The following is a 13,481-nucleotide window of genomic DNA, read 5'->3' on the forward strand; positions in this document are numbered from 1 at the left end:
TCTCGCGGAGGGTCCGATACTTGGCGTGACGGCGATCGTGCGGGACGTGATACCTCTTGCTGAGGTTTGCAATACTGATGGCGACAGTCATCGTGGGATAAACTCGGGGCAAAGGTGTGCTAACCGGAGTGGTGGGCGGAACGTTCAGATGATGTCCGCGAAGCTATCCTCCACCTTACGAAAGTAAAAACAACCGACGACGAAGACGACAGCAGCCACCACAACGGCGATCCCCAGTGAACCCCAAGGAATTGGGCCACCGAGAGCCGTGGCACGAAAAGCGTCAATGAACGCCGTCATCGGATTGAGAGCCATCACAGACTGGAGCCAGGCTGACGGCTTTGACTCGGGCTGCATGTAGACCGACGGAGTGGCGAACATGCCAAGTTGCACCAGGAATGGAATCATGTAGCGAAAATCGCGGTAAGCGACATTGAGTGCCGATAGCCCGGTCCCGATTCCCATTGCTGTTAACGTGATCAGAGCGGCAATCACCGGGAGGAATAATAGCTGGACACCGGGAACCACGCGATAGTAAACCATCATGACAAGGAGGAGACCAAACGCGACGACCAAATCCACCACCGCTGCACCAACGGCCGCGAACGGTACAGAAAGCCGGGGAAAGTAGATTTTGGTAATCAGCCGCTCAGAGGCAACCACGCTGTTTCCGGCGTTGGTTATGGCCGTTGCAAAAAATGTCCAAGGTAGTAGACCCGCATAGGCGAACAGCGGATACGGGAGCCCCGCGGACGGAACCTTGGCCATTCGGCCAAAAAAGATCGTGAATACCACCATCATCATTAAAGGTTGGAGTACGGTCCAACCGGCCCCCAGAATCGTTTGCTTGTAGCGGACTTTCACATCACGCCAAATGAGAAATCCCAGTAGCTCACGGAATTGCCAAAGCTCACGAACATTAATCAGTTGCCAACCACTCGGCGGCTCGATAACGGTGACAGGCGCTTCGGCATGCGGCTCTGTGATGTCCGGCGCCGAAATCGGGGAGTCAGACGCCTCAACTAGGAGGTTCACGATAATTCATTGCTCCGCGGTGGCGCAACAGGATCGCAATTCCAACGTGATGGCAATCAGCGATCGTCCTGATGAGACCCGTTTGACCGTTTAAGATCCGGCCAAATCGGCTCTCCTCGCTTTTCGATTATGGAGATTGCCGGTTGAACTTTCAAGGAGTTTTAAGCTCTTTCGGTCGGTTTTCCGATGCTTACCGCGGCTTGATGTGACTGGGCATCATCGAACCATTCATTGTCCATTATCGAAAACGTTTACCAAATGATGCTGCAGTGAGCGTTACTCTTAAGATAATTAACATTAGCGAAGATTTGGAATTTGTTTGCCAATCCTTCTGGCCTTGAAGGCCCAGGAAGCAAGAAGTTTGCGACAACATCGGACACTCAAGTGGACTGTTGCTGGCTAGGAACGTCCCCGACACTTCTTGCTTTCAGCCTTCCCCGCTTCTTACACAGCTACGATTGCGCGATGCGGGAGCTTGTTCGGGATTGAGCCATCGACTCGAACGAAGCGTTCCGCTCAGAGGCCCCCCCTTGAGGGGAGGCTTCGGAGGTGAGCGAGAGGCGGTCCGGTTTGTCTGAAGAAAGATCAGAAAGTCAATTGACAATTCAGCTCAAAGGCTCGCCCGCCGCTGCTGTCGTGTTCGACTGAACCTTAGGCCGGTCGTGGTTGAGAACGAAATCGTAGTAATCCAGTGTCTGGCTGATGACTCGCTCTTGGCTGAAGTGGTCTTCGCAATGCCGTCTGGCGAGCGCAGCGAGTTGATGGCGGCGACTCGTGTCTCCAAGTAAGTTGGCCAACGATGCGCTTAGGACCCCGGGAGTCTCCATATCGATCGATTCGCCGCCAGGGCCGACGACCCACTTGACAACAGGGTGCTGGCCGACGAGGCAGGGCAATCCGCTGGCCGCCGCTTCCAAGAGAACGATTCCCAGCATCTCCATCTGGCTGCACAGGACGAAGGCGTCGGCCGTACGGTATAATTCGGGCATTTGAAGGCGTGGATAGCGAACCAGAAAGCGGACTCTGTCACCGAGCAGCGCACGCCCCCGAGCGATTAGCTCGTCGGTATCCTGCTCCCATCCGCCTGCCACGACAAGCCAAGCGGGCAGATCTGGCGTCGATGTTCGTAGTTGGGCAAATTCCTCCAGAAGATAATCAATTCGCTTATGATGGCGCTTGATCGCCGCCGCGGTAAGCACGACCAGCGCGTCCGCGGGGATGCCCAGCTCGGACCGAACTGCGTCGGCTCGCCCCGGATGATAGAGGCGGATGTTCGTGAAATGCGGGATCGCCGTCCACGTCGGCTTCCAGGTGCCGGCGGCGCGTGCCTCCTCCAGGTGCCAAGGGGCTAGCTGCTGAACGTAGTCAAACTTGTTGAGCCAGGCTAACCGCATATCGGTGCCGTTGCCGATGATCACACGCGTTCGTACTAGGCCGAATTGGGCAGCCCTCTGCACAATGCTGGCGATCCAGGGGTCCTGGGTATGGAAGACATCGGCCGGTTCGCGACGGAGGTGCCCCAGGAGTCGCATCGCAAACGTTGTCTGTTCGATGTCGTAGGGACTGCCCAGCCCAACTCGCCAACGCCCGCTCCGGGTGATCCAACGCCCGACCCAGGCGGTTTGCGGCGACTCTCGGCGCCAACAGGGAATGACTCGCTCGTAGGGGGCCTCTGCCTTCCCGGCTCCTTTGTACAGCGTCACCGCTATGCCTAGATTGGCCATCTCGCGGGCTGTGTCTTCAGCCCAGGCCTCATTTCCTCGGGCAATATGGCCCAATCCGCTGCAAGCGATGGCGACTCTCATCTCTGCTCCCCGTCTTTCTCTCTATCTCAAGTTCTGGAAGGCAATGAGTTCAAATCCAGAAACTTACAAATGTTGCATTTTGATATGCATTTCATGCGAAGTTTGGCAGTCAGCAGGCGCTAACGTTTCTTCATCGGGCTTCGGCCAACATTCAGCGGTCTGATCGAGGTAGGCTCCGTCTAAGTCGTTGCCTACCTAAATAGCTCCTCGCAACAGGGAAAGCAGCGGGGTGACGAAATTTCGTCACTTGCCGTAAGAGGCTGGAACGTAGGACTTTCCCAGTTGCGAGGAGCTATTTAGGACTTGAAGACGGCTCACTCCGAAGCTCAATGGAGGCGGGCAAACTCCCGAGAACCTTGGACTTACCCGTGGGAATTCGAGAATTCTCTGTGTGGTCCCCGGGCCAAGACCGCCACGTTCCGTGGATTCTGGATCGTCGCGACGATCCTACCACTCGAGGACCTCCGCGGTCGGCAACGCAACTACGAAGATCGGGATGGTAGTTCGGTGCCGCGTGAGAGCTCCCTGAAATTACGCCTCAGGTCCAGAAGTCGAGCCGGGACGAAGGTGGCGAGCCACAAACGGAGTGTCTCTCGACATGGGCTTTCGCGCAGAGGAACGCCGAGGAGACGCCTCGCGGAGCTCATCTCACGTCGGTGGAGAAGGCTGCGGCCATGCTTAACGTGAAGCTTAAGAATCTTACTCCGGACGACCTCGCGTTCGAGTTTGAGGAGTTCGCCGATTTTGTCATAGTTCGTAAATTCCGCGCGAGCAAAACTTTCGGTGCGATACGAGAGCCCGCCGGTGGCTTGGTTGTATTGGATCAAGTCCTCTGGACAGGTAACGATCGTCCAACCCGCCACGGCCAATCGAAGCCACAAATTGTGGTCTTCGACACTAATAAGGCCAGGACTTTCGTCGAATCCGCCGACCGATTCCCAGGCAGTTCTACGCACGATTGTCGATGAAAGCCTGATGCAGTTTTCCGCCCAAAGATTCTCAAAAGTGACGATCGGTGGCGCGGGCGAAGGGGAGAGTGTCCCGCGGGCATGGACAACGCCGACGCGTGAATCACCCAATAACGCCATCTGGCGTTCCATCTTCTCCGGTAGCCATGTATCGTCGGCGTCAAGGAAGGCCACCCACTCTGCCGAGGAGTCACGCACTCCCCGGTTCCGTGCGGCGCCAGGGCCGGCATTTGGCTGCCGTACGACATGCACGGACGACGAGTATCGCGAGGCGACGATGGCTGAGTCGTCGTCTGAGCCGTCATCGACGACGACGACCTCGTCAGGAGGGTTGGTCTGGGCCAAGACGCTTTCGATTGCGTGCGCGATCGTGTCTGCGCCGTTGTAAACCGGAATGACCGCACAATACCGTAGATTTGGGTGCATCGCTGATTGAATTGTGATTCTGAAGGCGGAGTAAGTGATCGTTTGGAGGAGAGAGGCGAACATCGGACGCGGTTTCGAAACAGGCAAAAGCAGACGACTGGTGTTGCGGGGCTCCTTCCGTTCTTGGCGGAAGCCTAGTGCGGGAATTGCAGCTGAGCCACCAGTATAAAGGCCTGGAACACACGGGAGAAGCTCAGGATTGAAGGTCGAAGCCGTTGGACTGAGCCCTGTCCCCGTACGGCGGTGCCGAAACAGGCTCGGGGGAGCTAACATCCGCTCTGAGGAAGTTTCGTCCCCATTGCTCGAGCATGAACACGGCCCAAATCATCGACTCCATGCTGCTGATCCCAGCCTGGTGCGCCCGCCATATCCGGCGAATTTCGTCCATGTCGAGTATTGAGCGAATGAAAGCGTCGGGCGCGAACAGAGTGTCTTCGGTCAGTTCACGGAGTGGCCCTCGAAACCACTCCCCAAGTGGCACCGAGAAGCCCATTTTAGGACGGTCGACGACCTCTGGTCCAAGGAATGGCCGGACCGCCTGTTTGAACAGGTATTTGCCTTCTCCCGCTCGCAACTTCAAATCGGAGGGGACCGCGGCCATGAACTCCATGAATTTATGATCGAGGATCGGAACGCGGACTTCCAAGCCGACCGCCATTGACGCTCGGTCCACCTTAACGAGAATGTCGTCGCACAAGTACGTTTTAATGTCGGAATACAACTCTTTCGAGAGCGGATCGTCGGCGTCACACCGGCGATAGTGGTCCTCGATTGTTGTGAATGGGTCGTAGCCGCGTGCTCGAGCCTCCGGCCTGATGAGGGCCAATGCCAACTCTGGGGCGTGTGCGGCCCGGCTCAAGTAGATTGCTTCGGCGTCGCTCGAGGCGAGGTTCCTGAAGGTCGATTTCGCACGGAGCGGGCGAGGCAACCAGTCCGCCTTCGGGTAGAGCCTTGCCATTGGTCCGAACGCGAGCCGGCGGATCGCGCTCGGGATCCGTCGTCGGAGTGCCCGCTCTCGCTGATGGATTTTGTATTTGCGGTAGCCGGCCATGTTCTCGTCGCCGCCATCGCCCGAGAGGGCGACCGTGACGTTCCCGCGAGTCATCCGCGAGACACAATAAGTCGGGATCGCTGAGCTGTCGGCGAATGGCTCGTCGTAGTGCCAAGCAAGCCGTTCGACGAGGTCGATCACGTCGGGGCGGACGATCTGGCGGTGATGGTCGGTGCCGAATTTCTGTGCCACGGCATTGGCATACTCCAGTTCATTGAATCCCGATTCCTCGAATCCAATCGAGTTGGTAACAACTGGGCCTTGCACGAGCTTGGCCATCGTGGCAACGACCGCGCTGGAATCGACTCCGCCACTGAGAAACGCTCCGAGCGGCACATCCGACAACAGATGGATGCGAACCGACTCTTCGAACTCGGCCAAGAACCGCTCGCGGAGGACTTCCTCGCTTTCGCGGTGGGGATCCGGGAAGTGGAGATCCCAGTATTGGCGGAACCGGAGGCCATGCTCGTCGAGAATGGCCGTATGGCCGGCCGGGAGTTTGAAGATCCCCTCAAACATCGATTTCGGCGCCGGCACCCAGTGGTAGGTCAGAAAGTCCTGAAGTGCCTCAGGATTGATCCGCCTGGGCACATGAGGCGCCTGAAGGATCGCCTTGATCTCGGAACCGAAGGCCAGCCGTGTGCCGTCCTGCCAGTAGTAAAGCGGTTTGATCCCCAGCCGGTCACGGGCAAGCAGGAGTCGACGCCGTTTCTGGTCCCAGATCGCAAAGGCAAACATTCCGCGGAGGAAGTCGACGCAGCGATCACCGTAATCCTCGTAGAGATGAATGATCGCCTCGGTGTCGCATCGGCTACGGAAACAGTGCCCACGGCCCTCGAGCGTTTCGTGAAGCTCCGGAAAATTATAAATTTCGCCGTTGAAGACGATCCAGATCGACTCGTCCTCGTTGCACATCGGCTGATGGCCCGCAGCGAGGTCGATGATGCTCAGACGCGCGTGTCCGAGGGCGGCGTGGCTATCGATAAATGAGCCCGAGTCGTCGGGTCCGCGGTGGTGCAGCGCAGCGGTCATCCGCCCGATTGCCGCGCCATCCGCCTCGGATCGACCGCCGATGTCCACAATACCCGTGATGCCGCACACGTCTGCAACCCCCAATCTTACCCGGCACGCCATGCCCCTAACGCAGGGGACGGAGGCGACGGCTGTCTGCGTCAAAACGCCCGAGCGGTTTTCTTGTAGAAGGCCGCGTACTGTTCGGCCATCCGGCCCACTGACAATCCAGCGACCGCGAAACGACGTGACGCCTCAGCGAGCCGCGAGCGAACCTCTGGGTCGTCCGCGAGGTCAGTGATCGCGCGGGCCAGGGCTGCCACATCGCCCGGCTCCACCAGTAGTCCGGTCCGGCCATTCTCAACCAGACCAGGCACGCTCCCCACCCGCGTGGCGATCACCGGCAGGCCTGATGCCATGGCTTCCATGATCGAGATCGGACGGCCCTCACGGTGGCTGGGTAACACGAAAAGGTCCATCGCGCGAAGTTGATCAGGGATGTCGCGACACATCCCCAGGAATCGGACCCGGTCCCCAAGCCCGCGTTCCGCGACCAGGCGCTCGAGAGAGCCCCTGGTGGGCCCGTCTCCCACCAAACGTAGCTCCAGATCACGTGCGCCGCCGTCAACCGCGCGTGCGAAGGCGTCGATCAGCACGTCATGCGCCTTGATCGGGTCGAGTCGGCTGACACAGCCTATCACAAGTCGCCCACTTCGCTCCCGGCGTTCGGCTGGAAGAAACCGATCGACGTCGATGCCGCTATCGAGCACGGTGAATCGGCTTGGCGCGATTCCGGCCTCGTAGGCGAACCGATCGGCGGTCTCGGCCGAAATGCTGACTAAGGCGGGCGTGAGCCGCGCCAATTGCCTGTAGATGAATGCGCGGCGCCAAGGCAATCGGTTCATGCTGTCCCAGCCGTGAAAACTGAAGACCAACCGGCCCCGTCGCAGCGCCAGGAGCCAGGCCAACGCCGCATCGGGCCAGCCCCAGCCATTGCGTACATGGATAATGTCGGGGCGCCATTCGCGGATGATCCGCGCGGTGCGCCTTGGAACCGAACCAGGCCCGGATCCTCCGGCAGATAACCAAACCGGCACTGTTTTCGGGAGCTGGTCGGCTAGCTCGCCGAGGTCTTGGAGACAGCAAAGGCCCTGCTCGAATCCAAGCCGCTCGAGTGCATGAACCAGGTTGAGGATCTCGACCTCCAGTCCGCCAAACCCGAGTCGGGTTACGACGTGGAGAATCCGGGGTTGACGGCTCTCAGGCATGGACACCGAGGGGTGAGGATCTTGAATAAGTGAAGACGATTGCATAATTATGTTCTGGTACTGTGGCCGTGCCTTGCAAGCATGCTAGCTCGACTCTTCAAGCTCCGCCGGTACGATCGCCGACCTCGAAGCCATCGCGACCGGAATCAGAACCCTTTCTCAACGAATGAGAACCAGGTCGAACGCGTCGGTCAGTTGGCCACAGCCTCTGAATCCGTGGAAATGCTCTGATGAGAAGGGGGTGTCGTCGAGGCTGGCCAACCTTAGGATTCAGCCACTCTCACCGATGACGGCGTTTGCGATGACCCGCTCCAGCGCGGTGGGCAGCAGAAGCAGCCACCAGAGCATTTGAATGTAAGTTGCTGAAATGAACATCGAGGCGGCCAGGTACCCCGAGAGACTCATCTGGAGGCCGAAGGCGTTCCACGCACACTCCTCCAATTCGGGGGCCTTGGCCGCTAACCTGCGAACTCGCGCAAGCACGATGTAGGCGTTGGAGATGAGTGCGATGAGTAGGCCCAGGCCAGGCCAACCGAGCTCTGCCACGCAACGGACATAGGTGTTGTGGGTGTCTCGCCCGGCGTCCTCCGGAAGGTATTCGCCAATGTGCATATAGAAATTGCCCGGGCCAACTCCCAGTGGATTGTCGACAGCCATGTGAAAGCCTGCCTTCCAAAACCTGAGCCGTGACATGGCCGACTCATCCTTCTCTCGCTCTCCCGCCTTAAGTGTTCCCATTCGCTCAAGAAAGCCGGCGTCTACCACTGTCAAGGCTCCCATTGCACCCAGGGCCACCAAGGCCAGAATTTGCTTCCGCCGGCCCTTGGGTGTGAAGGTCAGCATGACGAAGACTGTGACCAGAGAGGCCAGATAGCCGCCACGGGATCGAGTGAGCACAATCGTATTGGCGACGAACCCTCCCGCCACGAAGCTGACAGCCTTACTTTTCCAGCCGCCACGAAGGAATCGGATCCCAATGATCGAGAGCAGCGCCACCATGTGAGCCGCCATGGCATTCGAGTCGCTGAAGTCCGGCCCTCCCATCCCTTCAAGCCGTCCCTGAATGTACATGCTTCTGGGGGCCGTGAAGCAGTCGTATCCGAGGTAAAGGCCACAGCACACTAACACCCAAAGAAATTGATTAAACCGCCGTGGTGTGACAACAACGTGGGTCAGTGCGAGCAAAAAGACGGCGATCTTAAACATCTTGTCGACCGCGTCTTCAGGTGTCTCTTGGCCCTGAATCAGGCGGATCACGAGCATCCAGGCAAGGAATGTCAGGTAGAGAATTTCCTGTCGACTGACGAGTTTACCGTAGGGCAATCGCTTGAAATTCAGGAGGGTACCGGCCGCCAACGATGCCGAAATGATGACGCTGTAGCGGACGCCCGAGTTCGATAACCCGCTTCCCCACCACGAATTCTCGGGATAGGTATGATAGTGGACGACATACGCGACCACACCCGCAAATGGCTCAGCCAACGCATAGAGGCTGCAGATGCCAAAAAGACCAATGAAGAAGATCCCTTGAGACCCATCGTACCCATCTCCACCAGGGCTACAGCCCTTGGCACACCACGTTCCAGTCCATCCCTGACATCGGTGTACCGAGGTTACTGACCGGCTGGCACGTTCATTTCCGGTCGCGATTTTTCTGATGAGTCCCGCTCTGTACAAGTCAAGTCAACGTGGATTATTGATCGTATCGAAGACGATAGCCAACTCTTCAGACACACGATCCCAAGTCCTCAAACTTCCCACCGTCGCAATCTGCGAGCGATCCCAGTCCTTGAGCAGCGCCTGCTCCAGTCCCGCGTGCAACCCATCCGCACTCCGCTGCTCCACCATGATACCCAAACCCTCGCTGTGGATAATTTCAGGGATGCCCCAGACTTTGGTTGCAACAACCGGCAGTCCACAGGCTTGAGCCTCACAAAGGACGTTGGGCCACCCCTCGCGTGAACTCGCGAGCGCAAAAACGTCGGCGGCTTGGTACCAAACGGGTAGGTTGTCGTTCGAAACGGCTCCCGCAAAGCGAACTTGGTCCTCGATTTGGAGCGTTTTTGCGTGCTGCTCTAGCGGTCCTCTCTCAGGCCCGTCACCGACGATCGCGAGCACGACTTTATCCCGCCCAAGTCGCGAAACGGCATCCATAATAAAATGAAAACCTTTTCTTTCAATGAGATGGCCTACTGACAGGATGATGTTTGCATCCAAAGGTAGGCCAAGGGACTTTCGGGCTTTCAGCGGATCTCCACGACGAAAGCGGTTCGAGTCGATCCCGTTCCCGATGACACTCACCTTTTCCTGGGGGATCCCGAGCTTCAACGCCTCTTGTTTCAACCCTTCGCAGACGCAGATCAAATGCCGGACCGAATTGAGATTCGAACGGATCAGATTGGCGATACCGGGGAGCTTTGGGTAGAGGTTCAGGTCCGTGCCCCGCGCGGAAAGTACTACGGGAATGTTCAGTTCCTTCCCGAGCCGCGCGGCCGCAGTTCCGTCAGGGTAAACGAAATGCCCGTCGATGACATCGAATGGATCGCTTGCGTGCAATTTCTTGACCAGACGACGGACCCCGGCGGTCAACCAGGCGCCATAGAAGCGCATCCCCACCTTTGGGGTCACGAGATAACGCGGGTGATGGACTGGGTATCCCCGAGCGTTCTCATGCCGGGGAACTTGGGCGTAGGTATCGTAGGTCTTAAAGGTTCGGAAGGGGAGCTTCGGGAAAAAGGGGACGGGAGCCACCACGGTCCATCGATGACCGTATTGTCGCGAAAAATGCTCCATTCGTGCCCGCACGAAAAGGGCGTGGACGGGCTGGAGTGCATTCGGAAAGAGCGTGGACAGTGTGAGAATGTGCATCGTGCGTCTCTCGGACGGATCCTTTGGGAATCCCTTTTACTGTCCGTTCCCGCTTTGTCGGACCAAGCGTCCGGCGAGAGCGGCGGACGCATAGGCCGCTCCATAAACTGACTGGTAGCGAGCCACAATCTCTTCCCAGCGACGAGTTTCCATCACGTATTGTCGAGCTCGCTCGCCCATCGCTGCCCACTGAGTTCGGTTCGCAATCGCGGATTGCAGGGTTTGAACCAGCGCCGACTTATCGCCGGCCGGAAATAGCAGACCCGACTCGCCATCGCGGACTAATTCCTTCAGTCCCCCAACATCACTGGCGATGACGACCTTTTTCATGGACATCGCCTCAAGTGGTTTCAGCGGAGTCACCGTATTGGTCAGTCGCATCGATTGGCGGGGATACACGACAATGTCCACAATCGAGTAAAGGTCAAGCACTTGCTCCGGCGGAACAGGTCCTGTAAAGATCACGGACTCGCCCAAGCTCAGTGTTACGGCCTTGGCACGCAGGTCCGCGGCCTCCTCTCCGCCGCCCACTAGCAATAGTCTCGCATTCGGGGCGCTCCGCCGCAGTTCGGCGAAGGCGTCGAGTAGCAGGGAAAGCCCCTCGAACCGATAGAACGAACCGATAAAACCGATGACGTCGTTCCCAAGGAGACCGTATTGCTCAATCAGCTTCGCATTGGGTTCACGCGGAGGGAACCCCTCGAGATCAACTCCGTTCGGGATGACGAAAATCTTCTTCGCTTCGATACCGCGGGCAACCAGTTCGTCGCGGAGCCCTTCGCAGATGACCGTAACCGCGTCAGCATCCCAAAATACGCGAGTCTCAAGCATTCGGCTCAATTTGTACTTAAATGAATCTTGCTTGAGCGTTCCTTGGTCCACTGCGGCATCTTCCCAGAAAGCACGCACTTCGTACACAAACGGCAGTCCTAACCGTCTGGCCACGGTGCCCGCTGGGATTCCATTGAGCGACGGGGAATGGGCATGGATGAGTTCGGCACGCTCGGCCCTCGCCACGTCCGCAATGCGATGCCTCATGGTGCGGATCTGCCGCCGCTCCCTGAGGAACGGAATTTTCTCCAACTGCCCTTCGAGGCCTTCCGTCACAGGATCAGTGCGGTGGTGAATGATGTCGCCGATCGATTCCCACTTGTGAGGTGCTCGTCCGTGTTTCTTCGAAGTGAGGACGACTGGCTCGAACCCGAGCCGCCGCTGGAATTGGAGGATGGAATTCGATCGAATGGCGTAACCATCGAGCTGCGGCAGTGAGTGATCGAGGACATGGAGGATGCGCCGGGGGATGGGGAGGCCGTCGCCTTGGTGCTCGATCGGAGATACCTGGGTCATGATGGGCACGAGTCGTTCACACCTCGTTCGAGCCAATTTTTGGGGGTGGCGACGATCCAGTCCGCCGCCTGTCAATCACAATCCTTGAAGAATTGCGAGGGGATGGTTGGAACGAGTGGGTCGGTGTCGGTTTCCAGGCGCCCCACGATTCGCCAAACGACGTGTCGCCAGCCGCCGAAGTCATCAATCGTAGGATACTTGGAGACGATAAATCAGTATCTGATCACGGCGGCAAAATTGGTGTAAAATGGACTGGACTTCAAAATCAGGAAGGACATGAAGGTGAATCCCGTAAGTCGCTCCAGCAACGTCAGAATCGCTCCCATTCGTTGAGGATCGAAGCGAGGGGCCACGCTTGAAGGAACGTCGACGTGTCACCTGCGATTGATTTCGGAGGGCTTGAGGAGTCGTCGCTGGAATCTGATCAAATTGACACATGCTCGCTGAAGAGCCCTAGGATCCATTTGCAGAACAGGCAACGGGTTGGATCGCTCATCGGCTCGCCTTGTTCCAAGTCACCTTCTCGATCCCTGTCAGTCCGCGAAGTGAGCCGATCCAAGCCGCCGTGTTGATCATACAAAAGTAAAACGGTACTCCGATGATGGCTGGCCAACGGGCGTTGGGCCGAGTGCAGCCGATGAGTGCGCAAGCGTAAAACACGAGTTGGATCGTGAGGAAGGCTGTCGCGACGTCCGCAAATCCCCGAAGCCAAGCCAGTGACAGAGTGCAGCCGAAGATGACCAACAGGCACCAAGGCACCAGCCATCGCAACAACTTGTGGGAGAGATAGGACCAGAACAATTGGATTTGTCGGGGGCGGGGGACACCATGTCCCCTGAGTAACTCGCGAAACGCACCCGCGACAATCCGAACCTTGCGGTGAAATTCTTGCCAGACGTCAATCGTCGCATTTTCGGTAGCAACCGCCGACGGGTCGTAAAGCACGCGCCGGCCGGCGATGGCAACGTTCATCCCGATCACGAAGTCGTCGAGAATGGTGTCCGTGGGGAGCTGGTGGAAGAGTTCTCTGCGGAGTGCGTAAAGGCCTCCATCGACGGTCACAGTGGAACCCAGCCGCGATTCCTGCAGTTGGATGAGCCGCTCGTATTTGTAGTAGAGACCTTCGCCTTCGCCAAATGGGGCATCCTCGCTCTGGATTCGGACATCGCCGGTGACGGCTCCGACTTCGGGATCGGCGAAATGCGGCATGAGGCGACGCAGAACGTCGGGGCGGAACATCACGTTGGCGTCGCAGAGTACGATGATATCACCGATCGCCTCGGGGATCGAAAGGTTCAGCACGGATATCTTGCCAGCCCGGGGTGTGAAGGCTCGCAGGATCACGCCTGACGCTTCATACTGCCGAACGATTTCATTCGTTCCGTCGTTACTCCCATCGGAGGAGACGATGATTTCCAAACGTTCACGAGGGTAATCGAGTCCCAAGCTGTTTTCGATCTTCTTCTGGATAACCAGGGCTTCATTATACGCCGGGATGATTAATGTGACCGATGGAGCATAGGTGTCCTCACGCCGCGAACTCTTTGCCGCGAGGGGTTGGAGCAACGTTAAGGCAAGAGGATAGCCGGCATAAACGTAAATGACAGTGGCCGACGTGACGAATAGTATGGTCCATAGCATGGCTTCGTTCATTCGGAAAATGTTCGCTTATAGGGAATGGATTGTCTGGTCGACCAATCTC

Annotated in this window: 9 protein-coding genes; all 9 read right to left on the reverse strand. The window is 57.8% G+C overall.

Going from position 1 to position 13,481, the window contains the following annotated elements; genetic code table 11:
- Nucleotides 1-144 precede the first annotated feature (144 nt).
- Nucleotides 145-1,035, reverse strand: coding sequence for an ABC transporter permease (locus tag BUS42_RS00005; protein ID WP_143206180.1), 891 nt, complete (start codon nt 1,033-1,035; stop codon nt 145-147).
- Between the two features lie 605 nt (nt 1,036-1,640).
- Nucleotides 1,641-2,840, reverse strand: a complete 1,200-nt coding sequence (locus BUS42_RS00010) for a glycosyltransferase family 4 protein (protein ID WP_074304365.1) — start codon at nt 2,838-2,840, stop codon at nt 1,641-1,643.
- A 482-nt stretch (nt 2,841-3,322) separates the two neighbouring features.
- On the reverse strand, nt 3,323-4,507 hold the full coding sequence (locus tag BUS42_RS00015; protein ID WP_083669993.1) for a glycosyltransferase family 2 protein: 1,185 nt from the start codon (nt 4,505-4,507) through the stop codon (nt 3,323-3,325).
- Entirely contained in the window at nt 4,428-6,386 is a 1,959-nt protein-coding gene (gene asnB / locus BUS42_RS00020) for an asparagine synthase (glutamine-hydrolyzing) (RefSeq protein WP_083669994.1), read from the reverse strand. Before asnB ends, BUS42_RS00015 begins: the two co-directional genes overlap by 80 nt.
- Before the next feature lie 71 nt (nt 6,387-6,457).
- Nucleotides 6,458-7,564 carry a glycosyltransferase gene (locus tag BUS42_RS00025; protein ID WP_074304367.1) on the reverse strand — a complete coding sequence of 369 codons (1,107 nt, stop codon included), beginning with the start codon at nt 7,562-7,564 and terminating at the stop codon, nt 6,458-6,460.
- A 270-nt stretch (nt 7,565-7,834) separates the two neighbouring features.
- Nucleotides 7,835-9,046, reverse strand: a complete 1,212-nt coding sequence (locus tag BUS42_RS00030) for an O-antigen ligase family protein (protein WP_254053213.1) — start codon at nt 9,044-9,046, stop codon at nt 7,835-7,837.
- Nucleotides 9,047-9,247: 201 nt separating this feature from the next.
- Nucleotides 9,248-10,432 carry a glycosyltransferase family 4 protein gene (locus BUS42_RS00035; protein WP_074304368.1) on the reverse strand — a complete coding sequence of 395 codons (1,185 nt, stop codon included), beginning with the start codon at nt 10,430-10,432 and terminating at the stop codon, nt 9,248-9,250.
- Between the two features lie 36 nt (nt 10,433-10,468).
- The gene (locus tag BUS42_RS00040) at nt 10,469-11,779 is read right to left on the reverse strand and encodes a TIGR04063 family PEP-CTERM/XrtA system glycosyltransferase (protein ID WP_074304369.1); all 1,311 of its coding nucleotides are present in this window, start codon (nt 11,777-11,779) and stop codon (nt 10,469-10,471) included.
- A gap of 492 nt (nt 11,780-12,271) precedes the next feature.
- Nucleotides 12,272-13,420 carry a glycosyltransferase family 2 protein gene (locus tag BUS42_RS00045; RefSeq protein WP_159452142.1) on the reverse strand — a complete coding sequence of 383 codons (1,149 nt, stop codon included), beginning with the start codon at nt 13,418-13,420 and terminating at the stop codon, nt 12,272-12,274.
- Between the last annotated feature and the right edge of the window lie 61 nt (nt 13,421-13,481).

Origin of the sequence: Singulisphaera sp. GP187 (assembly GCF_900129635.1) — a bacterium.
GTDB lineage: Bacteria > Planctomycetota > Planctomycetia > Isosphaerales > Isosphaeraceae > Singulisphaera.

Coding starts and splice junctions, on each gene's coding strand:
- BUS42_RS00025 (WP_074304367.1), bottom strand. CDS start 7,564: ATGCCTGAGAGCCGTCAACCCCGGATTCTCCACGTCGTAACCCGACTC.
- BUS42_RS00045 (WP_159452142.1), bottom strand. CDS start 13,420: ATGCTATGGACCATACTATTCGTCACGTCGGCCACTGTCATTTACGTT.
- BUS42_RS00010 (WP_074304365.1), bottom strand. CDS start 2,840: ATGAGAGTCGCCATCGCTTGCAGCGGATTGGGCCATATTGCCCGAGGA.
- BUS42_RS00040 (WP_074304369.1), bottom strand. CDS start 11,779: ATGACCCAGGTATCTCCGATCGAGCACCAAGGCGACGGCCTCCCCATC.
- BUS42_RS00035 (WP_074304368.1), bottom strand. CDS start 10,432: ATGCACATTCTCACACTGTCCACGCTCTTTCCGAATGCACTCCAGCCC.
- BUS42_RS00015 (WP_083669993.1), bottom strand. CDS start 4,507: ATGTTAGCTCCCCCGAGCCTGTTTCGGCACCGCCGTACGGGGACAGGG.